The sequence below is a fragment of the Raineyella sp. W15-4 genome, assembly GCF_033170155.1.
GTDB lineage: Bacteria > Actinomycetota > Actinomycetes > Propionibacteriales > Propionibacteriaceae > Raineyella.
Window position 1 is genome coordinate 2,252,221 of sequence record NZ_CP137079.1, and the last position, 22,553, is coordinate 2,274,773.

Sequence of the window (22,553 nt, forward strand, 5' to 3'; positions counted from 1 at the left end):
CCCCTACCGGCCGAACACCCTGCACGTGACCAAGACCCCGTACGCACTGCCGGAGCCGGTCGCACCGGGGGTGCGCACCGACGTCATCCCCGAAGAGGAGGACGCCGAACCCGACGACGGCGCGGTGGGCTGACCCGGGCCACGACCGTGGTCGACCGAGGGGACGCCAGCCGAGTCCGACCGAGGGGCATCAGCCGAACAGCAGGCCCCGGACGTACGCCGCCTGACCGGCGTGCTGGGCGGCATCGTCGATGATGCTGACCAGCCGGACCCCGCGGGTGACCGGCGGATCCCAGCGTTCGTCGACGATCTCGTCGAGCCGGTCGTCACTGAGCGAGGCCAGATGGGCCGTGGTGGCCGCCACCGCGGCGTCCAGATAGCCGGTCAGCAGGGTGGTGTCGGCGACCACGACCTTGCTGACCGCCGCCGAGTCGTGGCCGTAGCCCATCGACCGGGCGGGCAGGTCCAGCCCGAATCGCTGGAACCATCCCTGGCCGGTCCAGACCTGGGGCGTGCCGCCCAGTGGTGCGATCTGCGCATCCTGTTCGCGTGCGATGTGCCACACCAGCCAGGTGATGGAGTTGTGGTTGCCGCCCGGGCGCCGGTTCGCCTGCTCGGCCGTCAACCCGCGCAACACCGCGTGACAGGCCTCCCGGCTACGTTCGATTCCGTCGATCAGCAGGTCGTTGCAGTCCATGGTGCCGACACTAGTCCGCCCTCGCGGGTGAGCCTGCCCAGAGGAAATTTCAACGGTTGTCCCGCACCCATCGTCACCGCGAGTGAAGCGCCACGAAGCCCTGCTTCTCCTTGTGGGAGGCAGGGCTTCGTGCTGCCGGGCGAGTCAGGTGTGGCGACGGCCCGGAGTCAAGGGTGCGGTGCCGTCAGCGGATGGCGCGGTTGACCGCGTGGGTGACCGCCTGCAGGGAGGCGGTGATGATGTTCTCGTGGATGCCGACGCCCCACATGATCTGGGCCTCGTCACCATCGCCGATCTCGCACTCGACGTACGCCGCGGCCTTGGCGTCGCCGCCGGCGGCCATCGCGTGCTCCGAGTAGTCGAGGACCCGGACCGAGCGGGTGCCGAAGCTGGACAGTGCGTCGACGTACGCCGACACCGGGCCGTTGCCCTCGCCGTGGATCTCGAACTCCTGGTCGTCCATCCGGACCGTGGCGTCGATGGTGTCCACCCCGTTGTTCTGGGTGCGGACGCCCAGCACCTGCAGCGGGCCGGCGGTCTCGATGTACTCGTGGTTGAAGATGTCCCACAGCTGCTGGGAGCTGATCTCGGCGCCGGAGACGTCGGTGGCCTGCTGGACGACCCGGGAGAACTCGATCTGCAGGCGACGCGGCAGGTCCAGCTTGTGGTCGGCCTTCATCAGGTAGGCCATGCCGCCCTTGCCGGACTGCGAGTTGACCCGGATGACCGCCTCGTACGTACGACCGACGTCGTGCGGATCGATCGGCAGGTAGGGCGCCTCCCAGCCGTTCTGGGCGACGGTGCTGCCGGCTGCCCTGGCCTTCTTCTCCAGGTCCTCCAGGCCCTTCTTGATGGCGTCCTGGTGGGAGCCGGAGAAGGCGGTGTAGACCAGGTCGCCCGCGTACGGGTGGCGCGGGTGGACCGGCAGACCGGTGCAGTACTCGACGGTGCGGCGGATCTCGTCCATCCGGGAGAAGTCGATCATCGGGTCGATGCCCTGGCTGAACAGGTTCATCGCCATGGTGACCAGGTCGACGTTGCCGGTGCGCTCGCCGTGGCCGAACAGACAGCCCTCGACCCGGTCGGCACCGGCCATCAGGGCCAGCTCGGTCGCCGCGACCGCGGTGCCGCGGTCGTTGTGGGCGTGCAGCGAGACGGTGACGACGTCGCGGTGGTCGATGTGCCGGCAGAAGTACTCGATCTGGTCGGCGTACACGTTCGGCGTGGACATCTCGACGGTCGCCGGCAGGTTGAGGATGATCTCCCGGTCGGCGTCCGGCTGCCAGCGGTCCATCACCGCGTTGCAGACCTCGATGGCGTAGTCGGTGGGGGTCTGGGTGAAGATCTCCGGGCTGTACTCGTAGCCGAACCGTACGTCGCCCAGGTACTGCTCGGCGTACTTCATCACCAGGTCGGTGCCACGGCAGGCCAGGTCCTTCGCCTCGTCCTCGTCCATCCGGAAGACAACCCGGCGGAACATCGGGGCCAGCGCGTTGTACAGGTGGATGTTCGCCCGGTTGGCGCCCTGCAGGGCCTGCGCGGTGCGCTCGATCAGGTCCTCACGGGCCTGGGTGAGCACCGTGATGGTGACGTCCGCGGGAATCGCGCCGCGCTCGATCAGCTGCCGGACGAAGTCGAAATCGGTCTGGGAGGCCGACGGGAACCCGATCTCGATCTCCTTGTAGCCCATCCGCACCAGCATGTCGAACAGCTTCTGCTTGCGGCTGGGAGTCATCGGGTCGATCAGTGCCTGGTTGCCGTCGCGCAGGTCGGTGGACAGCCAGCGCGGCGCGGCAGTGATCTTCTTGTCGGGCCAGGTCCGGTCGGGCAGGGGGACCGGCTCGAAGGCGTGGTAACGCTGGATCGGCATCCCGCTGGGCTGCTGCACGGGGCGGGTCTGCGGGACGGTGCCGTACGGCCCAGTGACGGGGGCGTCGGAGACGCGGGCCTGGGGAACGGTATGGGTGGTCATCTCTTCCTCGCTGTCGTGAGTGGCGGACGGCGCGCTTCGACTCCGCAGCGAGGAGGCCGACCTCAGTAGGCCTCGCTGCGGCAAGGAAGGAGGATCAGGACCTGTGCCACGCCAGTGACTCTAGTCGATGGATCCGAACTGTCAACCGTCATCCCATCCGGCTGTCGCCGAGCCCCGGCGCCACAGGGGCCGCCCGCTCGATCAGCAGCGCGACCTGGAGGCGGGTGGCGGCGTCGAGCTTCGCCATTGCGTGACTCAGATGGGTCTTGACAGTCGCCGCGCTGCAGCACAGCCGCCGGGCGATCTCGTCGTTGCTGAGATCCCCGTGGACCAGGCGGGCAACTTCCAGTTCACGGGCGGTCAACAGTGCGATCCGACGCGCCGCCTCCAGGTTCTGCTCCCGGTGAGCGGCATCGACGAAGTGCCGGATGACATGACTGGTGCTCCGCGGGGACAGCACGGACTCCCCTGCGTGGACCGTACGGATCGCCTGCTGCAGGTCCTTGGGCGCGACGTCCTTGAGCAGGAATCCGCTCGCCCCCGCCTCCAGAGCGTCGAAGACATACCTGTCCAGATCCACCGACGTCAGCGCGATCACCTTGGGCGGATTGACCCCACGCAACAGCCGAGCGGTGACCGCCACACCGTTCACCTGTGGCAGGTGGAGATCCATCAGCACGACGTCCGGGTGATGCGCGTGCACGCGGTCGATCACCTCACCGCCCTCCGACGCCTCGGCGACCACGATCAGCCCCTGATCAGCCTCGACGATCGCCCGGATCGCGCTGCGCGCCATCGGGTCGTCGTCCACCACCATCACCCGGATCGGCCGGATGTCCCCCTGCATGTGTGCCACGGTGATGACTCTAGGAGGGACCTATGACACTCGCCCCTGCTCCTGTGGATCAGCCGGCCTGACCGTGTCGTTCGGGCGCCTGAGCGCCCTGCCACGGCAAGGACGCCTCGACGACGAACTCTCCCTGCGCATCCGGCGCGGCGGTGAGGATCCCGCCCAGTAGCTCAGCGCGTTCCTGCATCCCGATCAGTCCGCTGCCGGCACCCGGCAGACCGCCGTCCGCGCCTGTCGGATTGCTGACGGTCAGGTGGACCCCGGTCGCCGGTGCCGCGGTGAGATCGACCCGGACGGGTCGGCCCGGCGCGTGCTTCACCGCATTGGTGAGTGCCTCCTGGACGATCCGATAGGTGGCTCGGTTGAGCAGATCGGTGGCCTCGTCGGCGTCCTGGACCATGATGGTGGCCTCGATGCGGACGCCGGAGGCGCGGGCGGAATCGATCAATTCCGGAAGAGCAGCCAGTCCGATCCCCGACACGAGGACCGGGTCCTCCGCCACCGACGGACGGTCCTGTGTCGGTGGTTCGCGCAGCGCGGTGACCAGATTGCGGAGATCCTCCAGTGACCGGTGGGCGCTGGCCCGGAGCATCTCGGCGGACCCGGCGACCGAGGGGTCCCCGGCCTGAGCGGCCTCTTCCAGGGCACCGGCGTGCAACGAGATGAGGGACAGTCGGTGGGCCAGCGAGTCGTGCACCTCGCGGGCAAGTCGTTCTCGCTCCTCCAGTCGGACCGTGGTGGTCTCCAGCCGTTCGCTGCGATCCTCCGCGACCACCCTGGCCTGGCGCGTCGCCCCCAGGTCTCGCCGGGTGACCCCGAGGTCCCGACGGGAGCGGATCAGCCAGGCTGTGCCGAGGACCACGATCCCGGCAGCAACGGCGAGCCCGAGGCTGGCACCGATCTGGAGTCTCCCGTCAGGGGCTGACAACGGGTCCGACCCCAGAAGGACCGCCCACGCAGTGTGGCCCCACGGGCGCAGGCCGTCCCGCAGGCCGGCGAGCAGGGTGACGGCTCCGGCGACGGCGGAGGCGATGATCCCCTGCCGGCGATCCCGATGCAGGACGACCGCTGCCCCACCGAGCAGCAGCAGGAGACTGTCGAGCTGCAGGACGACGGCGAGCGCGACCCCCGCCACCATCGGCACCCAGGGTTGGGTACGCCGGACGAAGATCGTGACCATCGCCAGCAGCCAGGCCAGCAGCACCAATGTGCCGAGGCCCGTCAACTGCCCGTCGCTGTCCGGGCGGGTCTGGTAACCGGGCACCACGCTGAGCGAGCCGACCAGGGCGATCAGACAGGCCAGGATCCCTACCAGCCCGCCGACGACGATCCAGGCGACACGGCCGACGGCCACCCAGGGAACGGCCCGTCGGCGGTCGACCGCGGCGGCGGCGAGTGGTTCGGATCGACTCAACACAAGGTTGATCATACGTTCGATTCCTGGTCGCGGGATCAGCCGTTCGGGTGATATCAGCAGCTCTGTCCCACCCGAAGTGATGACCGGGTGGACCCGGTCGGCCGATGTGGCGGAGGTGCCCTGACAGGTTTCATGGAAACTGTCAGCCGAACCAGGCAGGCCGTACGAAACAGGAGACGCAGAGATGTCCCAGGCCCCCTTCCCCCAGCAGCCGGACCCGCAGTTCCAGCAGGGCCCCGGCCAGCCCTACCCGCCGCAGCAGCCGGCCAAACCGAAGAAGAAGTGGTATCGGCGGGTCTGGGTCTGGATCCTCATCGCCATCGTCTTCATTGTCATCGTCGCAAACGGCAACAAGGGTGGCAGCGAGGCAGCGGACACTGCCACCGTGACCGGCAGTGTCCCTGCAGCTGACACCAACGCGAGCATGAAGGCGGAAGCCAGTGCCAATGCTGCGGCGAAGGCCAGCCAGCAGGCCGAGGCGAGCGCGAGCGCTGCCGCCAAGGCGAGCGCGGAAGCGGCCGCTCTGAAGGACCCCTCTTCTTACAAGAAGCTCACCGATCGCGAGTTCTCCATGATCGTGAAGGATCCCGAATCGCACAAGGGTGAGAAGGTCGTCCTGTACGGGTACGTGCAGCAGCTGGACTCCGCCACGGGGCCCGATGTTCTCCTTGCGGGCATCGGCGGATCCAGCAAGGAGAACTGGTACGAGTACCAGGATCGCGCCATCGTGGTGGCCGGCGAGAAGGGCATGTACCAGGACGTCGTGCAGAAGGACCTGGTGACCATCTACGCGACCGTGAACGGGTCGATGTCCTACGACACTCAGATTGGCGGAAACACGACGGTCCCGAAGCTCACCGCCAACATCATCAAGGTCACCGGGAATGATTCCTGACCGTTGCGCCTCCGCTGTTGGGGGGGCAGCGGAACGGCGAGCGGCCCGCGGGTTCCACACCCGCGGGCCGCCTCGTCCTGTCGCCTCAGGACGACCGGCGCATCTCAGGACGACCGGCGCATACGGTCAGTCGGTGCCCTGGTCGAAGGCGGCCCGATCGAGCGCCTCGCCCTCGTCGTCCGGGCCCTTGCCACCGGCGATCGCCTGCGCGGCGCCGGACTCCAGCGCGCCGACCAGCTCGGCCGTGGCGCCGCCGACGATGCCCTGCTGGGCGTACTGCTCGAGGCGGGCGCGGGAGTCGGCGATGTCGAGGTTGCGCATGGTGAGCTGACCGATCCGGTCCTCGGGGCCGAACGCCGCGTCCTGTACCCGCTCCATCGAGAGCTTCTCCGGGTGGTAGCTCAGCGCGGGGCCCTCGGTGTCCAGGATGGTGTAGTCGTCGCCGCGGCGCAGTCGCAGCGTCACCGACCCGGTGATCGCCGACCCCACCCAGCGCTGCAGCGACTCGCGCAGCATCAGCGACTGCGGGTCGAGCCAACGGCCCTCGTACATCAGCCGGCCGAGGCGGCGGCCCTCGTTGTGGTAGTTGGCGACGGTGTCCTCGTTGTGGATCGCGTTGAGCAGGCGCTCGTAGACGATGTGCAGCAGCGCCATCCCCGGGGCCTCGTAGATGCCGCGGGACTTGGCCTCGATGATCCGGTTCTCGATCTGGTCGGAGACGCCCAGACCGTGCCGCCCGCCGATGGCGTTGGCCTCCAGCACCAGGTCGACGGCGCTGGCGAAGGTCGCGCCGTTGATCTCCACCGGACGGCCCTGTTCGAAGCGGACCGTCACCTCCTCGGTAGCCACCTCGACGCTCTCGTCCCAGGCCTTGACGCCCATGATCGGCTCGACGATGTCCAGGCCGGTGTCGAGCATCTCGAGCTGCTTGGCCTCGTGGGTGGCGCCCCAGATGTTGGCGTCGGTGGAGTACGCCTTCTCCTTGGAGTCGCGGTAGGGCAGGTCACGCTGGCCCAGCCACTGCGACATCTCGTCGCGCCCGCCCAGTTCGTTGACGAAGTCGACGTCGAGCCACGGCTTGTAGATCTGCAGCTGGGGGTTGGCCATCAGGCCGTAGCGGTAGAACCGCTCGATGTCGTTGCCCTTGTAGGTGGAGCCGTCACCCCAGATGTGGACGTCGTCCTCCTTCATCGCGCGGACCAGCAGCGTGCCGGTCACCGCCCGGCCCAGCGGGGTGGTGTTGAAGTAGGCCTTGCCCGCGGTCCGGATGTGGAAGGCCCCGCACTGGAGGGCGGACAGGCCCTCCTCGACGAGCGCCTCCCGGCAGTCGACCAGGCGGGAGAGCTCGGCACCGTACGCCCCGGCACGGCCGGGCACCGAGGCGATGTCCGGCTCGTCGTACTGCCCGATGTCGGCGGTGTAGGTGCACGGGATCGCGCCCTTCTCCCGCATCCAGGCGACGGCGACGGAGGTGTCGAGACCTCCGGAGAAGGCGAGGCCGACGCGCTCGCCGACCGGCAGGGAAGTCAGAACCTTGGACATGAGCGCCAGCCTATCGTCCCGGCCACCTCCGACGACGGGCTGTCCGCCCGCTCCGGGTCGGCCCCGGGCCCGGGACCGAGGCGTTCGGTCAGAACCCGAGGCGGTTGAGGTACTTGGGGTCGCGCTGCCAGTCCTTCATCACCTTGACCTTGAGGTCGAGGTAGACCGGCACCCCGAGCAGGTGCGCGATCTGCTGGCGGGCCGCGGTGCCCACCTGGCGCAGCCGCTCCCCCCGATGCCCGATGACGATGCCCTTCTGTGAGTCGCGCTCCACCACCATCGAGGCGTAGATGTCGAGGATCGGCCGGTCGGCCGGCCGGTCGGCGCGCATCCGCATCTCGTCCACCACCACGGCGATGGAGTGCGGCAGCTCGTCCCGGACGCCCTCCAGCACCGCCTCACGGATGAGTTCGGCGACCAACTGCTCCTCCGGCTCGTCGGTGAACTCGTCGTCCGGGTAGTACTGCGGCCCGGGCGGCAGCAGCCCGAGCAGGACGTCGCCGACCTCGGCGACCTGGTCGCCGGTCAGCGCGGACACCGGGATGATGTGCGCCCAGCTGATGCCGAGCTTCTCCTCCAGTCCCTGGATCGCCATCAGGTGCTGACGCAGCCGGTCGCCGCTGACCAGATCGGACTTCGTGGCCAGCGCGACCAGGACGGGGCGGTTCCGCAGCCGGGCGAGCTGCTCGACCAGGTAGCTGTCCCCCGGCCCGATCCGCTGGTTCGCCGGCAGGCACACCGCCACCACGTCGACCTCGGACCAGGTGTCGCGAACCAGGTCGTTGAGCCGCTCCCCGAGCAGCGTCCGGGGCCGGTGCAGGCCGGGGGTGTCGATCAGCACCAGCTGTCCGTCGGGGCGGCTGACGATGCCGCGGACGACGTGGCGGGTGGTCTGCGGCTTGTCCGAGGCGATGGCGATCTTCTGCCCCACCAGGGCGTTGGTCAGCGTCGACTTCCCGGCGTTCGGCCGCCCGACGACGCACACGAAGCCGGATCGGTAGCCGCCCTCGCTCTCGTCCTCGCGGCCACCGACGCCGCTGCCGGTCGGTTCGTCCATCAGTCGTCCTCCGTGTCCCGCGCCGACCGGAGCACCGCCGAGGTGCCCCGCTCGTCGCCCGCCTCCTCGTCCTCATCGACCTGGGTGACGAGGACGGTGCCGATCTGGTTGCGCCGGCCCTGGGCGCGTTCGGCGACCAGCTCCAGGCCCTCCCACCGCACCACGGAGCCGGCGATCGGCACCATGTTGAGCAGTTTGGCCATCAGGCCGCCGACGGTGTCGACGTCCTCGTCGTCGAGCCGGCGTCCGAAGAGCTCGCCCAGTTCGTCGACGGCCAGCCGGGCCGAGACCCGGTAGCGGCCCTCGGACAGCCTGGTGACCGGGGCGATCTCGGCGTCGTACTCGTCGACGATCTCCCCGACGATCTCCTCCAGGATGTCCTCGATCGTCGCCAGGCCGGAGGTGCCGCCGAACTCGTCGACCACCATCACCAGGTGGGAGTGGGTGGCCTGCATCTCCCGCAGCAGGTCGTCGACCGGCTTGGAGTCGGGGCACCAGGTGGGCGGTCGCATCAGCGAGGAGACCTTCTCGGTGGTCTGTGCCTGGGGGTTGTCGTACGTCCGCTTCATCAGGTCCTTGAGGAAGACGATGCCGACGACGTTGTCCAGCCCGCCCTCGCCGACGACCGGGATCCGGCTGAACCCGGACCGCAGGGCCAGCGAGGTCGCCTGGCGCAGCGTCTTGCTGTCCTCGATGGACACGATGTCGGTCCGCGGCACCATCACCTCCTTGACCATGGTGTCGCCGAGCTCGAACACCGAGTGGATCATCCGGCGCTCCCCGGCCTCGATCACATCGGACTCCTCGGCCTTGTCGACCAGCTCCCGCAGCTCGGCCTCCGACGAGAACGGGCCGTCGTCGAAGCCGCGGCCCGGGGTGAGGATGTTGCCGATGGCGATCAGCAGCTGCGGGATCGGCCCGAGCACCGTGGTCAGCAGCACCACCAAGCCCGAGGTGCGGGTGGCGATGGCGTCGGCGTGCTGACGCCCGAGGGTCCGCGGCGCGACCCCCCAGGCGATGAACGAGACGATCACCATGGAGCCGATGGCCAGCAGCAGCTCGGCCCAGTCCCGTAGCTCCAGCCCCATCACCACCCGGGCCACCAGGACGATCGCGGTGACCTCGAGGATGGTGCGGATGAACAGGATCGCGTTGACCGTGGGGGCCGGGTCCTCGGTGATCAGTTCGAGCCGTTTGGCGCCGGCCACCCCCTCCTCGACCAGGTTCTGGGCCCGGGCGTGGGAGAAGGAGTGCAGGGCGGACTCGATCGCGGCGAGGAAACCCGCCGCCACGGCGAAGACGAGGGCGATGACCAGCTGGACGATGTCCGGCTCGCTCATCTGTCCTTCCCACCCGCCCGGTACTCCTCGTACGCCGCCATCAGGCGGTCGTGCAGGCCGAACATCTCGGCATGGTCCTCGGGGGTGGCGTGATCGTAGCCGAGCAGGTGCAGGATGCCGTGCACCAGCAGGTACTCCGCCTCCTGGTCCGGGGTCCGGTCGTTCTCGGCGGCCTGCCGGGCGGTCACCGTCGGGGCCAGCACGATGTCGCCGAGCAGCCCCTCGGGCTCCGGCTCGTCCGGCTCGGGGATGCGCAACTCGTCCATCGGGAAGGACAGCACATCGGTCGGCCCGGGCAGATCCATGTACTTGAGGTGGTAGGCCGCCATTGTCTCCTCGTCGACCAGCAGGATCGACAGCTCGGCCTGCGGGTGGATCCGCAGCTCCGCCAGCACCCAGGAGGCCAGCGTCGCCAGCCCCTTCTCGTCCGCCTCGACCCCGGACTCGTTGTTCAGTTCGACGCTCACCGGCGCTTGGTCCCCTTCTCCTGGTCCTGGGCGGCCGACTCGAACCGGTCGTACGCGGCGACGATCCGGCCGACCAGCCGGTGCCGGACGACATCCTTGCCGGTCAGCTCGCAGAAGGCGATGTCCTCGACACCGCGGAGGATGTCGGTGACCACCCGCAGACCGGACCGCTGCCCGCCCGGCAGGTCGACCTGGGTGACGTCGCCGGTGACCACCATCTTCGACCCGAAGCCGAGCCGGGTGAGGAACATCTTCATCTGCTCGGCGGTGGTGTTCTGCGCCTCGTCGAGGATGATGAACGCGTCGTTGAGCGTACGGCCCCGCATGTAGGCCAGCGGGGCCACCTCGATGGTGCCCGCGGTGAGCAGCCGCGGGATGGAGTCCGGATCGACCATGTCGTGCAGGGCGTCGTAGAGCGGCCGCACGTACGGGTCGATCTTGTCGCTCAGGGTGCCGGGCAGATAGCCGAGGTGCTCGCCGGCCTCCACCGCCGGACGGGTGAGGATGAGCCGGTTGACCTCCTTGCGCTGCAGCGCCTGGACCGCCTTCGCCACCGCGAGGTAGGTCTTGCCGGTGCCCGCGGGGCCGATGCCGAAGACGACCGTGTGCCGGTCGATCGCGTCGACGTAGCGCTTCTGGTTGAGCGTCTTCGGGCGGATCGTCCGGCCGCGGTTGGACAGGATCGAGTGGGTGAGCACCTCGGCGGGACGGACCTCGGTCTCCCCCGCGAGCATCCCCACCAGCCGCTCGACGGCGTCCGCGGTCAGCCCCTGGCCGGTGCGGATGATGGTGACCATCTCGGTCAGCGCCTCGGTGCCGGCCCGCAGCGCGGCCTCGTCGCCGGAGAGATGGATCTCGTTGCCCCGGACATGGATGTCGGCATCGAGCACTCGCTCGAGGATGCGCAGGAACTCGTCACGCGGGCCGAGCACCGACACCATGTCGACGGAGGCCGGCACGACCAGCGTACGGACCCCCCGGCCCTTGTCGTCATCGATCACGTCGAGGGTGCGTACGCTGGACAGGATGCCTCCGAAGGTCGCCGGATGCGGTGTCCCGGGACGGGACGACCGGATGTTCCCATCGTAGTCGGAGTCACGCCTCAGGCGGACAGTCAGTCGTCACGCCGCTCCGACTCCTCCAGGTCGTCCTCGCCGACGATCTGGACCGCAGCCTCCTCGGCGCTCGCCGCTCCCCCGGAGATGCCGACATCGTGCCCGATCAGCCCCGACTCCCGGTCCTCGCCGTCGTAGCCGGCGTTGTCGTCGACGAGTCGGCCGGCGCGCCGGTAGTCCTTCTCGTCCGAACCGGTGCCGTTCCAGTCGGGTTCCTCGAAGCGCTCCCGCTCGGGATCCTCACGCTTGATCCGCTCCCGCACCCCCTCGGGGCCCTCGAGCGCCTCGGTCATGGCGCCGGACCAGTCGTCGGGGGCGATGATCCCCTCGTCGAGTGGGTCCGCGACGCCACGCTCGACGAGACTCTGCTCCGGGTCGAGCTGGTCGACGACCTCCGAGGGCTCCGTACTGGTTTCGTCGTTGTAGGTGGCCATACCCCAGTGTGCCCCCTTCCGCCGGGCGCCGTCTGCCAGGGACACCCCGACCTCGGATTGCGGCAGGACCCGGGCGTGATGTATAAGTTTGACAAATAGGGCACCAAACCTATTGGCTTAAAAAACTATGCGCTCCCCCCGGGCGCCACAGCGAAGGGTCCTCCGCCATGCAGCCCACCGTCTCCCGCCGCACTCTGCTCTCGATCGCCGGCCTGGCCTCCGCCGGGCTGACCCTGTCCGGCTGCGTCGGTGGCGCAGCGTCGCCGAGCGACGCCTCGAGCTCCGCGGCCACCACCACCCTCCACCTGGTCGGCTTCGCCGTGCCCAAGGAGGCGAACAACGCCGCCCAGGCCGCGTTCGCGAAGACCGATGCCGGCAAGGGCGTGGTCTGGCAGGAGTCGTACGGTGCCTCCGGTGACCAGAGCCGGGCGGTGGTGAACGGACTGGCCGCGGACTACGTCCATTTCTCCCTCGAGGGCGACGTCAGCCGCCTGGTCGACGCCGGCCTGGTCGACGCCAACTGGAAGAACGGCCCGACCAAGGGCATCGTGTCCGACTCCGTGGTGGCCATCGTCTTCCCCAAGGGCAATCCGAAGAACATCACCGGCTGGGCCGATCTGATCAAGCCCGGGATCCGGATCGTCACCCCCAACCCCGCCAGCTCGGGCTCCGCTCGCTGGAACATCCTGGCGGCCTACCAGCAGGTGATCAACCAGGGCGGCACCGAGGCGCAGGCCGAGGAGTACCTCACCTCCTTCTTCAAGAATGTCGTCGCGCTGCCCGGCAGCGGCCGCGACGCCACCAACGCCTTCCTGCAGGGCACCGCCGATGTGCTCATCTCGTACGAGAACGAGGCCATCCTGGCCCGGCAGTCGGGTGAGACCTTCGAGTACCTAGTGCCTGACAGCACGCTGCTGATCGAGAACCCGGCCGCGGTGACCAAAACCGCCGATCCCAAGGCCCAGGCCTATCTCGACTTCGTGCTCAGCGCCGCGGGGCAGACCGAGTTCGCCAAGAAGGGCTTCCGGCCGGTCATCGATGGGGTGACCTTGCCCGAGGTGCAGGGCGCCAATGACCCGAAGAACCCCTACCCGAAGCCGGCCAAGCTGTTCACCATCAACGACCTGGGTGGCTGGTCGGCGGTGAACAAGAAGTTCTTCACCGACACCACCGGCGTGGTGCCGAAGATCCAGCAGCAGACGGGGAAGACCAAGTGACCGAAGTCCTCGCCCCGACGCAGGAGCGGGCTCCGCGCCGGTCAGGGAACCCCCGCCGGCGCCGTGGCCCGGTCTTCACCAGCACCCTGACCCGCGGCTCGGGGATCGGACTGGGCCTCGCGCTGATCTGGTTCAGCCTGTTGGTGCTGCTCCCGCTCACCGCGGTGCTGGTCAAGGCCGCGGAGGGTGGCTGGGGTGCCTACTGGGCCGCCCTGCGGGACCCGCAGACTGCGGCGGCGATCGGTCTCACCGTGGTGGTCGCGCTGATCATCACGGCGATCAACGTCGTCATCGGCACGCTCATCGCCTGGGTGCTGGTCCGTGACAACTTCCCGGGCAAGCGGATCCTGGAGATCGTCATCGACCTCCCGTTCGCCCTGCCCACCATCGTCGCCGGCCTGGTGCTGCTCAGCCTGTACGGTCCCCAGTCGCCGCTGGGGCTCAACTGGGCCAACACCCGGATGGCGGTCGCGTTGGCGTTCCTCTTCGTCACCCTCCCGTTCGTGGTGCGGACCGTCCAACCGGTGCTGCTGGAGCTGGAGCCGGAGGCCGAGGAGGCCGCCGCGTCCCTGGGGGCGGGGCCGTTGACCGTCTTCGGCCGGATCGTCCTGCCGAGCCTGGTCCCGGCCATCACCTCGGGCGCGGCGATGTCGTTCGCCCGGGCGTTGTCCGAGTTCGGCTCGCTGGTGCTGTTGTCCGGCAACCTGCCGATGCACACCGAGGTCGCCGCGGTGCGGATCCTCGGCTACATCGAGGGGGACAACCTGCACGGGGCCGCGGCGGTCGCCTCGGTGCTGCTGCTGGTGGCGCTGGCGGCGATCGTCCTGCTCGACATCTTCTCCCGGAGGATCACCCGCGATGTCGACTGAGACCGTACGCCCGCTCCGACGACCCGTCCGGCCCCAGGGGTCCGCCGCCGCGGGGCGGTCCTGGTCGCGCTACCTGCTGCGGACCATCGTCGTCCTCTACCTGGCGCTGCTGGTGATCTGGCCGGTGCTGCTGGTCGCCACCCGGACCTTCTCCCGCGGCGTCGGCCCGGTGCTGGAGGCGCTGAGTGACCCGGCGCTGGTGTTCGCCTTCCAGCTCACCCTGGTCTCGGCGCTGTGGGCGGTGGCCCTCAACACCGTGTTCGGTGTCGGCATCTCGCTGCTGCTGGTCCGGCACCGGTTCCCCGGCCGACGGGTGCTGTCGGCCCTGGTCGACCTGCCGCTGTCGGTCTCCCCGGTGGTCGTCGGCCTGGCACTGCTGTTGGTCTACGGCGGGAGCACCGGATGGTTCGGTCCGTTCCTCAAGGCGGCCGGTCTGCAGATCATCTACGCCCCGCCCGGCATCATCCTGGCCACCACCTTCGTCTGCCTGCCGTTGGTGATCCGCGAAGTGGTGCCGGTGCTGATCGAGGCCGGCACCGACGCCGAACAGGCCGCCGAGAGCCTGGGCGCCAATCCGTGGCAGGTCTTCGGCCGGATCACCCTGCCCACCATCAAGTGGGCGGTCGTGTACGGCGTGGTGCTGAGCTTCGCCCGGGCGCTCGGCGAGTACGGCGCCGTCAAGATCGTCTCCGGCGGTGTGGCGTTCCGCACCCAGACCGCCACCCTGCTGGTCGAGGAACGCTACCAGCAGTTCGGCGTGGCCAACGCCACCACCGCGTACACAGCGGCCCTGCTGCTCACGGCGATCGCTCTGGTGGCGCTCATCGTGGTGGCGGTGCTGCGCCCGTCCCAGGAGAAACGAGCATGAGCATCGAGATCCGCGGAGTCTCCAAGAACTTCGGTGACTTCAGCGCGCTGTCCGACATCGACCTGACCATCCCCACCGGAGACCTCACCGCCCTCCTCGGCCCCAGTGGCGGTGGCAAGTCCACCCTGCTGCGGATCATCGCCGGGCTGGAGCACGCCGACACCGGCAGCGTCGCCATCGCCGGTGTCGATGCCACCGGGGTGCCGGCCCGGAAGCGGGACGTAGGCTTCGTCTTCCAGCACTACGCCGCCTTCCGCCACCTCACCGTCGCGGAGAACGTCGCCTTCGGCCTGCGGATCCGCAAGCAGTCGAAGCAGCAGGTGCAGACCCGGGTCACGGAGATGCTGGAACTGGTCCACCTCGAGCAGTTCGCCGACCGGCTGCCCTCCCAGCTGTCCGGCGGCCAGCGCCAGCGGATGGCGCTGGCCCGCGCGTTGGCGATCAGCCCCCGGGTGCTGCTGCTCGACGAGCCGTTCGGTGCCCTCGACGCCAAGGTCCGCAAGGAGCTGCGGGAATGGCTGCGCCGGCTGCACGACGAGGTGCACGTCACCACGGTCTTCGTCACCCATGACCAGGAGGAGGCCCTCGAGGTGGCCCACCACCTGGTGGTGATCAACCAGGGCCGGATCGAGCAGGTGGGCACCTCCGACCAGCTCTACGACGAGCCGGCCAACGCCTTCGTGATGGGCTTCCTCGGGCCGGTGACCACCCTCGGGGACACCCTGATCCGCCCGCACGACGTCGGGATCAGCACCCAACCCACCGACCGGGACGGTGAGCGCGGCGGCTGGGTGAAGCGGCTCAACCGGGTGGGCTTCGAGGTCCAGGTCGAGGTGGAGGTGGACGGGGTGAGCACCCCGACGCTGGTCACCCTGACCCGCCGAGAGGCGGTCCGGGAAGGGCTGGAGGCGGCCCACCGGGTGTGGGTGCATCCGATCCCGGGCGCGGTCCGGGTGCCCGTCCCGACCGCGGAGCCGACCCCGCTGGACGCTGCCGACCCTCGGCCGATCACCGTGCCCTGAGTCTCCTGCCGAGGCGCCCCACCCTGATGGTCTGACCATCTCTTCCATTGGTCAGACCATTGGAGTACGCTCGTCTCCGTCAGTCAACGATGACTCAGGAGCACCCCTATGACGACGACTGCGACGGCGCACAACCACCCCACACTCCTCGGATCGGCCGGGATGTACTCCGACAGTGAGTTCGACCGCCGCGCGCTGGCACACGATGCCTCCCACTACCTCGTCGTACCGCGGATCGTGGCCACCCCACGGTCCGCCGACGACATCGGCGCCCTGTTCCGTACGGCCCGCGCCGGCGGCCTGCCGCTCACCTTCCGGTCCGGCGGCACCAGCCTGTCCGGCCAGGCCCAGGGCCGCGGCATCCTGGCCGACACCCGGGCCAACTTCCGCGGCATCGAGGTCCTCGACGACGGGTCCCGGGTGCGGGTCCAGCCCGGCGCGACGGTCCGGGCCGTCAACCTGGCACTGCGCCCGTACGGTCGCAAGATCGGCCCCGATCCGGCCTCCGAGATCGCCTGCACCATCGGCGGCGTGGTGGCCAACAACTCCTCCGGGATGGCCTGCGGCACCGAGTTCAACACCTACCGGACGCTGGAGTCGATGGTGCTGGTGCTGCCCTCCGGCACCGTCCTCGACACCGGGGCCCCGGACGCCGACGCGAAGCTACGCCAGCTCGAACCCGCCCTGTACGCCGGTCTCGACGGCCTGCGCGACCGGGTCCGGGTCCGGCAGGACTCGGTCGACACCATCCGTCAGCAGTTCTCCATGAAGAACACCATGGGCTACGGGCTGAACTCCTTCCTCGACCACGACCGGCCGGTCGACATCCTCACCCACCTGATGATCGGCTCGGAGGGGACGCTCGGCTTCGTCGCCGAGGCGACCCTGCGCACCATCGAGGTGCTGCCGGAGATCACCACCGGGCTGATGGTCTTCGAGACCATCGACGACGCGATGAGCGCGCTGCCCGACCTGGTGGCGACAGGCTTCGCCACCGTCGAGCTGATGGACTCGGTGAGCCTGCGGGTCGCCCAGACGCTGTCCGGCAGCCCCCGCGCCATCACCGACCTGCAGGTCCGGGACCATTCCGCACTGCTGGTGGAGTTCCACGGGCACACCCCGCAGGAGCTGGCCGACAAGATCGCCACCGCCCGCCCGGTGACCGATCCGCTGCCGCTGGCGGTGCCGTTCGGGATGGCGCAGGACGCGCGCCGGGCCGCCGAGCTGTGGACCGTCCGCAAGGGCCTCTACGCCGCCGTCGCCGGCAACCGGCCCAGCGGCACCACCGCCCTGCTCGAGGACGTGGTGGTGCCGGTCGGCGCACTGGGCCGGACCTGCTCCGAGCTCGCCGAGCTGTTCGTCCGGCACGGCTACCAGGACTCGGTGATCTTCGGCCACGCCAAGGACGGCAACATCCACTTCATGCTCAACGAGCAGTTCGCCGGCGGCACGCACACCGCGCGCTACGAGGCGTTCACCGAGGACATGGTCGACGTCGTCCTCGGCCATCACGGCTCACTGAAGGCCGAGCACGGCACCGGCCGGATCATGGCCCCCTTCGTCGCCCGCCAGTACGGCCAGGAACTGTACGAGGTGATGGTCGCGGTCAAGCAGCTGTGCGATCCCGACGCAGTGCTCAACCCCGGCGTGGTGCTGGCGGAGAGCCCGCGCTCGTACGTCCAGGACCTCAAGCAGTCCCCCACCGTCGAGGAGGAGGTCGACCGCTGCGTCGAGTGCGGCTACTGCGAGCCGATCTGCCCCAGCCGCGACCTCACCCTGACCCCGCGCAAGCGGATCGCCCTGCGTCGCGAGATCACCGCCGCCGGGCAGGCCGGGAACTCCGGGCTGGCCGACGAGCTGGCGAAGACCTACCGCTACCAGGGCATCGAGACCTGCGCGGTCGACGGGCTGTGCTCGGTGAACTGCCCGCTGGACATCAACACCGGGGATCTGGTCCGGCGGCTGCGCGCCGAGGGCCACGGCAACACCTCCCAGGCCGCCTGGAACGCCCTGGCCCGCAACTGGGCCGGTCTCACCGCCGCCGGCGGAGTGGCGATGAACATCGCCGCGGCCGTCCCACCGCTGGCCACCGCGGCGACCGATGTCGGCCGCGCCGTGGTCGGCACCGACAACCTGCAGCGCTGGACCAAGGACCTGCCCCGCGGCGGGAAGCGACGGGCACCGCGCCGCTCCGACGGGCCGGCCGCGGTCTGGTTCCCGGCCTGCATCCACAATCTCTTCGGCGCCGCCGAGGGCGGTCCGGGCGTCGGCCCGGCGATCGACGCCCTGCTGGCCCGGACCGGCACCACCGTCGACATCCCGGAGGGGATCAACGGGCTGTGCTGCGGCACCCCGTGGTCGTCGAAGGGCTTCACCCGAGGCCACAACACGATGCGGGAGAAGGCGCTGCCGATCCTGTGGGCGGCCACCGACCACGGCCGGCTGCCGGTGGTCGTCGACGGCGCCTCCTGCACCGAGGGCGTGCTGAAGTTCCAGCACAAGGACCCCGACCCGACGTACGACGGACTGACGATCATCGACGCCGTCGAGTTCGTCGCCGACACACTTCTCGACAACCTGGTGGTGACCCGTCCGTACGACACCGTGGTGCTGCACAACACCTGCTCGATGACCCACCTCGGCCTCAACGCTGCGGCCCGGGCGATCGCCGAGAAGATCGCCTCCGCGGTGATCGTGCCGGTGGCGACCGGCTGCTGCGCCTTCGCCGGCGACCGCGGGATGCTCCACCCCGAGCTGACCGCCTCGGCGACGAGCGGTGAGGCCGCCGAGGTGGCGGCCCGGGCGGACGGGGCCGGACGGACGGCGTACGCCTCGGCCAACCGCACCTGTGAGGTGGGGATGACCCGGGCGACCGGACAGACCTACCACCACATCCTGGAACTGCTCGACCTGGCGACCCGTCCCTGAGGCCCGAGGACGAGCCGTCCCTGAAGACCCGGTCGGGCGGCGCTCAGCGGCGCCGCTCGGCCCGGACCAGGGTGACCAGGGTGCCGAGCAGCATCAGCGCCGCGAAGGTGCCGTACGCCACCACGTAGCCCAGGTCGATGCCCGACCGCCCGGCACCCAGCGCGGCGGCGTCCCCGGAGAGGAAGGTCCGGGCCACCTCACCGGGGACGAAGGCGACCACCAGGGCCATCCCCAGGGCGAGGCCGATGCCGGTGCCGAAGGCCAGCACCATCACCCGGATGGAGTTGACCACCCCGGTGCGCTCCCGCGGTGTGGCGGTGATGATCATGCTGGAGTTCAGCGTCTGGAACACCCCGTTGCCCAGCCCGACCACCGCCAGGGCGACGACGGTGAGCCAGCCGGAGGCGAGGCGTACGTCGACCAGCAGCAGCACCATCCCGGCCGTCGCGACCGCCGCGGAGACGGTCAGCATCACCCGTCGGCCGAGCCGCCGACCGACCCGGTCACCGGTCAGCGAACCGATGGTGAGGCCGATCGGGAAGCCGACGATCTTCAGCGCACTGATCGCCGCTGGGTCGCCGACCACGCCCTGGAAGTAGAGCCCGGCCACGGTGACCGCGCCGAGCCGCGGCAGCATCACCAGGAAGCCGTGCACCAGCGCGAGTGGGAAGGCGCGGCCGGCGAACAACTCCGGGGCCAGCACCGGCCGGGACAGCCGGCGTTCGACCAGGACGAGCACCGGCACCAGCACCAGGCAGCCGGCCAGCGCCAGCAGCACCCGGCGGTCGCCCAGGCCGACCTCGGCCCCCAGGGTCAACGCCAGCTGGGAACCGCCGAGGATGACCGCCAGCAGGCCCCCGCCAGGCAGGTCCAGTTGCGGGCGCCGGGGCGTGCCGACCGGCACCACCCGCAGTGCCACCAGCCCCCAGAGCAGGCCGGCCAGGGCGACCGGGACCAGCCCCCAGAACAGCCACCGCCAGCCGATCGCCGAGACGATGAAGCCGCCGACCATCGGGCCGAGCACCTGGCCGAGGGAGAACCCGGACAGGTAGACGCCCATCGCCCCGGCGAGGTGTTCGGCCGGGAAGACCGCGGCGAGGATGGCCACGGCGGTGCTCAGCAGCAGGGCCGCCGCGGCGCCCTGCAGGGCACGGCCCGCGGCGACGCCGAGGATGCCGGGGCTGAAGCCCATCAGCAGGCTCAGCGCGGCGAAGATCCCCAGCGCGCCGAGGAACACCCGGCGCCGGTCCAGCGCGTCGGCCAGCTGGCCGGCGGGGATCAGCAGGGCGGTGTTGACGAGCTGGTAGGCGATCACCACCACCGAGCTCTCCCCCGCGGTGGCGCCGAAGTGCGCGGTGAGCGCCGGAACGGCGATGTTGAGCATGTTCGAGCTCAGCGACATCAGCAGGGTGGCCAGGAACACCACCCCGAGGACGCTGCGGGCCCCCGGTGTCGGGGCCGTTCCGCCGCGGCCGCCGCTGTCGTCGCCTCGCCCGCTCACCGGCCCACCGTACGCGACGGCGGCCGGACCGGACTCCACCCGGACACGCATTCAGGCGGCCGGCGTGCCGCAGTACGGGAGCCGGGCCGACAGTCTGCGGGCCGCGGCCTGCAGGGCCTCGATCCAGAGCCGGACCAGCTGCCCGCTGGCGTCCCGGGGCAGCTGGGCCAGCCGCAGCACGTGGCACAGGTTGCCCTGCAGGTCCCGCACCGGGACCAGCACCGACCCGACGTCGTAGCGGCGGTCGGCCTCGATCGTGCGGACCCGGTAGCAGACCGCGGCCCGGGCGATCCGGGCCCGGACCTCGCGCTCGCCGGCCGGGGTGAGGTGGCCGGCCGAGTACATCCGGATCGCCTCCACCAGGTCGGTGTACGGATTGCTGTCCTCCTCCGGGAGGAAGGACAGCGAGTAGCCGTTGCGCCGGACGAACCGCAGCCGGGCCCGGAAGCCCTCCAGGGCCGCCTCGTCCGCCCCGACCGCACGGCGCAGCCAGCGTTCCTCGGCCTCCGGGCCGAGGGCGGCGACGAACTGGTCACCCAGTGGCGGGATCAGCGGGATCCGCTCACCCAGGGCCTCGGTGATGTCCACCCCCGGGCCGGTGGCGGAGGCGACCACGGCCAACTCTCCCTCGTTCGCCTCGGCGAGCACCGCGGCCTCGCAGGAAAACCGGGCGGCCAGCCGTTCCAGCTCGGGGCGGGCCACCGCGGCCTGCTGGATCGCCGCCGACAGGTCGGTGTCCATCCGGGCGATCAGCGAGGGGACGGCGAACCGGCCGTAGCCGCCCTGGAAGAAAAGCAGTGGGCTGCTGGGCCGGAGCACGGCGAGGTCGTCGACCGCGCACAGGGCGATGTAGTGGTCGCCGGCCTCGACCAGCTCGGTCAGCCGGACGTCCAGCCGGGCCACTGACCCGGCCAACACCGGGGCACCCGCGGGCGAGGGACACCAGTCGATCCCCGACAGCTTGTCCTCCCGTCGCTTGGCGATCGCCCGGCCCAGTTCCTCCTGGTCGCCGGAGAGGACGTTGATGCACAGCGCCGGGCACTCGCGCAGCCGGGCGAAGGTCCGCGAGCCGGTCATCGGCAGGAAGGCCACCAGTGGCGGGTCCAGCGAGACCGAGGTGAAGGTCCCCACCACCAGAGCGAGGTGTTCGCCGTCGGGGTGGGTGCCGGTCACCACGGTGACGCCGGTCGGGTAATGGCCGAGGACCTCGCGGAAGACGGCCGGGTCGAGGGTCGGGGTGGACGTGCTCATGGTGGCTCCTTGGTCGGTCGTCCGAGCCGTACGACGGGTCGGCGGGGGACGTGACGAGGATGGCCCGGCACCCCGGTCTGTCCTCAACGGAACCGTTCCGGGTGGCTGAACGGGACCGATGGGCGGGACAACTCGACCTCGACTGTGTCTTGCCTCACATCTGTAGCGGACATTACAGTTTCTGTACCATCCACTACAGGAACGTGGAACCGCGCCAACGACGGACGGAGCACCATGACGGCCACCCCACTCGACGACACTCCCCTCGACACCCGGCTCGACCGCGCCCACCCCGGCCAGGAGCCGGGCGGCCTCGCCTCGGTGAGCAAGGCCCTGATGCTGCTGGAGTCACTCACCGCGGCCGGGGATCCCGCCGGGGTGAGTGCGCTGGCCCGGCGGACCGGGATGCCGAAGTCCACCGCGTTCCGCCTGTTGGCCTACCTGGAGGAGAGCGGCTTCGTCGAGCGGTCCGGGAAGGCCTACCAACTGGGGCGGCGGCTCTTCGAGCTCGGGAACCGGGTCGACCTCTGCCGTCCCGACGGCCTGCGGGACATCGCCCTGCCGCATCTGACCGATCTGCACACCCGGACCGGGATGGTGGTCCACCTGGGTGTCCTCGACGGTCATGACGTGGTGTACCTGGACAAGGTGCACGGCCTGCGAACGGCAGCGGTCTCCACCACCATCGGCGGTCGTGTGCCGGCCGCCTGTACGGCACTGGGCAAGGCCATCCTGGCGTTCTCCGATCCGGTGACGGTGCGGGAGGTCGTCGAGAACGGGTTGGCGCCGCGGACCCGTTTTTCGGTGCGCCAGCCGGGGCTGATGGTCCAGCAGCTGGCCGAGACCCGGCGGACGGCGCTCGCCCACGACCGGGAGGAGTCGCAGCTCGGGATCAGCTGTGTCGCCTCCCCGGTCCTGGTGGACGGACGGGCGGTCGCCGCGGTGTCGGCATGCGCCCCGACCGCCCCGGTGAACGCCGAGGCGCACGCCCTGCTGGTCCGGCGGACCGCGGCCGAGGTGTCCCGCCGGCTCCACGACGCCGGGGCGTCCGCGGCCTGAGGTCCCGTTCCGCCGGCACCGAGTCCACACATCGAGGGGGCCGCAGCATCGC

19 protein-coding genes are annotated in these 22,553 nt (G+C 70.1%); 7 read left to right on the forward strand and 12 right to left on the reverse strand.

Annotation, left to right across the window (positions count from 1 at the left end; translation table 11 throughout):
* Positions 1–190 precede the first annotated feature (190 nt).
* The 4 genes from R0145_RS10535 to R0145_RS10550 all read right to left on the reverse strand — a co-directional run bounded on the left by R0145_RS10535 (position 191) and on the right by R0145_RS10550 (position 4,933).
* Positions 191–697: a mycothiol transferase gene (locus R0145_RS10535; RefSeq protein ID WP_317836774.1), complete on the reverse strand. Its 507-nt coding sequence runs from the start codon at positions 695–697 to the stop codon at positions 191–193.
* 184 nt (positions 698–881) lie between these two features.
* Entirely contained in the window at positions 882–2,567 is a 1,686-nt protein-coding gene (gene leuA / locus R0145_RS10540; protein WP_317840215.1) for a 2-isopropylmalate synthase, read from the reverse strand.
* Positions 2,568–2,817: 250 nt separating this feature from the next.
* Positions 2,818–3,516: a response regulator transcription factor gene (locus R0145_RS10545; protein WP_317840216.1), complete on the reverse strand. Its 699-nt coding sequence runs from the start codon at positions 3,514–3,516 to the stop codon at positions 2,818–2,820.
* 58 nt (positions 3,517–3,574) lie between these two features.
* Positions 3,575–4,933 (reverse strand): sensor histidine kinase, encoded by a 1,359-nt coding sequence (locus R0145_RS10550; RefSeq protein WP_317836776.1) that lies wholly within the window; start codon positions 4,931–4,933, stop codon positions 3,575–3,577.
* Between the two features lie 187 nt (positions 4,934–5,120).
* On the opposite strand from R0145_RS10550, the gene R0145_RS10555 reads away from it, so the two are divergent.
* A complete protein-coding gene (locus R0145_RS10555) occupies positions 5,121–5,831 on the forward strand; it encodes a hypothetical protein (protein WP_317836777.1) in 711 nt (236 codons plus the stop codon).
* 126 nt (positions 5,832–5,957) lie between these two features.
* Here the strand turns inward: R0145_RS10555 and argG are convergent, their stop codons facing one another.
* From argG to R0145_RS10585, 6 genes are all read right to left on the reverse strand, one after another.
* Entirely contained in the window at positions 5,958–7,373 is a 1,416-nt protein-coding gene (gene argG, locus R0145_RS10560; protein ID WP_317836778.1) for an argininosuccinate synthase, read from the reverse strand.
* Between the two features lie 88 nt (positions 7,374–7,461).
* On the reverse strand, positions 7,462–8,430 hold the full coding sequence (gene era / locus R0145_RS10565; protein ID WP_411742039.1) for a GTPase Era: 969 nt from the start codon (positions 8,428–8,430) through the stop codon (positions 7,462–7,464).
* Positions 8,430–9,770, reverse strand: a complete 1,341-nt coding sequence (locus tag R0145_RS10570; protein ID WP_317836779.1) for a hemolysin family protein — start codon at positions 9,768–9,770, stop codon at positions 8,430–8,432. The genes era and R0145_RS10570 overlap by 1 nt, the downstream gene beginning before the upstream one ends.
* A complete protein-coding gene (gene ybeY, locus R0145_RS10575) occupies positions 9,767–10,237 on the reverse strand; it encodes an rRNA maturation RNase YbeY (protein ID WP_317836780.1) in 471 nt (156 codons plus the stop codon). Before ybeY ends, R0145_RS10570 begins: the two co-directional genes overlap by 4 nt.
* The gene (locus R0145_RS10580) at positions 10,234–11,178 is read right to left on the reverse strand and encodes a PhoH family protein (RefSeq protein ID WP_317840217.1); all 945 of its coding nucleotides are present in this window, start codon (positions 11,176–11,178) and stop codon (positions 10,234–10,236) included. The genes ybeY and R0145_RS10580 overlap by 4 nt, the downstream gene beginning before the upstream one ends.
* A gap of 173 nt (positions 11,179–11,351) precedes the next feature.
* The gene (locus R0145_RS10585) at positions 11,352–11,786 is read right to left on the reverse strand and encodes a DUF5709 domain-containing protein (RefSeq protein ID WP_317836781.1); all 435 of its coding nucleotides are present in this window, start codon (positions 11,784–11,786) and stop codon (positions 11,352–11,354) included.
* 167 nt (positions 11,787–11,953) lie between these two features.
* Between R0145_RS10585 and R0145_RS10590 the strand changes: the two genes are divergently transcribed.
* From R0145_RS10590 to R0145_RS10610, 5 genes are all read left to right on the forward strand, one after another.
* Positions 11,954–13,003, forward strand: coding sequence for a sulfate ABC transporter substrate-binding protein (locus R0145_RS10590; protein ID WP_317836782.1), 1,050 nt, complete (start codon positions 11,954–11,956; stop codon positions 13,001–13,003).
* The gene (gene cysT, locus R0145_RS10595) at positions 13,000–13,872 is read left to right on the forward strand and encodes a sulfate ABC transporter permease subunit CysT (RefSeq protein ID WP_317836783.1); all 873 of its coding nucleotides are present in this window, start codon (positions 13,000–13,002) and stop codon (positions 13,870–13,872) included. The genes R0145_RS10590 and cysT overlap by 4 nt, the downstream gene beginning before the upstream one ends.
* Positions 13,862–14,740 (forward strand): sulfate ABC transporter permease subunit, encoded by an 879-nt coding sequence (locus R0145_RS10600; protein ID WP_317836784.1) that lies wholly within the window; start codon positions 13,862–13,864, stop codon positions 14,738–14,740. The genes cysT and R0145_RS10600 overlap by 11 nt, the downstream gene beginning before the upstream one ends.
* A complete protein-coding gene (locus tag R0145_RS10605; RefSeq protein ID WP_317836785.1) occupies positions 14,737–15,762 on the forward strand; it encodes a sulfate ABC transporter ATP-binding protein in 1,026 nt (341 codons plus the stop codon). The genes R0145_RS10600 and R0145_RS10605 overlap by 4 nt, the downstream gene beginning before the upstream one ends.
* Before the next feature lie 108 nt (positions 15,763–15,870).
* Positions 15,871–18,690 (forward strand): FAD-binding and (Fe-S)-binding domain-containing protein, encoded by a 2,820-nt coding sequence (locus R0145_RS10610; protein ID WP_317836786.1) that lies wholly within the window; start codon positions 15,871–15,873, stop codon positions 18,688–18,690.
* Positions 18,691–18,733: 43 nt separating this feature from the next.
* On the opposite strand, the gene R0145_RS10615 is transcribed toward R0145_RS10610, so the two are convergent.
* On the reverse strand, positions 18,734–20,191 hold the full coding sequence (locus R0145_RS10615) for an MFS transporter (protein WP_317836788.1): 1,458 nt from the start codon (positions 20,189–20,191) through the stop codon (positions 18,734–18,736).
* Positions 20,192–20,242: 51 nt separating this feature from the next.
* Positions 20,243–21,442 carry a flavin reductase gene (locus R0145_RS10620; RefSeq protein ID WP_317836789.1) on the reverse strand — a complete coding sequence of 400 codons (1,200 nt, stop codon included), beginning with the start codon at positions 21,440–21,442 and terminating at the stop codon, positions 20,243–20,245.
* Positions 21,443–21,676: 234 nt separating this feature from the next.
* Here R0145_RS10620 and R0145_RS10625 point away from each other — a divergent pair, with 234 nt between their 5' ends.
* The gene (locus R0145_RS10625; RefSeq protein ID WP_317836790.1) at positions 21,677–22,501 is read left to right on the forward strand and encodes an IclR family transcriptional regulator; all 825 of its coding nucleotides are present in this window, start codon (positions 21,677–21,679) and stop codon (positions 22,499–22,501) included.
* Positions 22,502–22,553 lie beyond the last annotated feature (52 nt).

Excerpts from the sequence above, each read along its gene's own strand:
- R0145_RS10600 (WP_317836784.1), top strand. The coding sequence starts at position 13,862 with ATGTCGACTGAGACCGTACGCCCGCTCCGACGACCCGTCCGGCCCCAG.
- argG (WP_317836778.1), bottom strand. The coding sequence starts at position 7,373 with ATGTCCAAGGTTCTGACTTCCCTGCCGGTCGGCGAGCGCGTCGGCCTC.
- R0145_RS10590 (WP_317836782.1), top strand. The coding sequence starts at position 11,954 with ATGCAGCCCACCGTCTCCCGCCGCACTCTGCTCTCGATCGCCGGCCTG.
- R0145_RS10610 (WP_317836786.1), top strand. The coding sequence starts at position 15,871 with ATGACGACGACTGCGACGGCGCACAACCACCCCACACTCCTCGGATCG.
- leuA (WP_317840215.1), bottom strand. The coding sequence starts at position 2,567 with ATGCCGATCCAGCGTTACCACGCCTTCGAGCCGGTCCCCCTGCCCGAC.
- R0145_RS10625 (WP_317836790.1), top strand. The coding sequence starts at position 21,677 with ATGACGGCCACCCCACTCGACGACACTCCCCTCGACACCCGGCTCGAC.
- R0145_RS10620 (WP_317836789.1), bottom strand. The coding sequence starts at position 21,442 with ATGAGCACGTCCACCCCGACCCTCGACCCGGCCGTCTTCCGCGAGGTC.
- R0145_RS10535 (WP_317836774.1), bottom strand. The coding sequence starts at position 697 with ATGGACTGCAACGACCTGCTGATCGACGGAATCGAACGTAGCCGGGAG.
- era (WP_411742039.1), bottom strand. The coding sequence starts at position 8,430 with ATGGACGAACCGACCGGCAGCGGCGTCGGTGGCCGCGAGGACGAGAGC.
- R0145_RS10545 (WP_317840216.1), bottom strand. The coding sequence starts at position 3,516 with ATGCAGGGGGACATCCGGCCGATCCGGGTGATGGTGGTGGACGACGAC.
- R0145_RS10570 (WP_317836779.1), bottom strand. The coding sequence starts at position 9,770 with ATGAGCGAGCCGGACATCGTCCAGCTGGTCATCGCCCTCGTCTTCGCC.
- R0145_RS10585 (WP_317836781.1), bottom strand. The coding sequence starts at position 11,786 with ATGGCCACCTACAACGACGAAACCAGTACGGAGCCCTCGGAGGTCGTC.
- R0145_RS10555 (WP_317836777.1), top strand. The coding sequence starts at position 5,121 with ATGTCCCAGGCCCCCTTCCCCCAGCAGCCGGACCCGCAGTTCCAGCAG.
- R0145_RS10605 (WP_317836785.1), top strand. The coding sequence starts at position 14,737 with ATGAGCATCGAGATCCGCGGAGTCTCCAAGAACTTCGGTGACTTCAGC.
- R0145_RS10580 (WP_317840217.1), bottom strand. The coding sequence starts at position 11,178 with ATGGTGTCGGTGCTCGGCCCGCGTGACGAGTTCCTGCGCATCCTCGAG.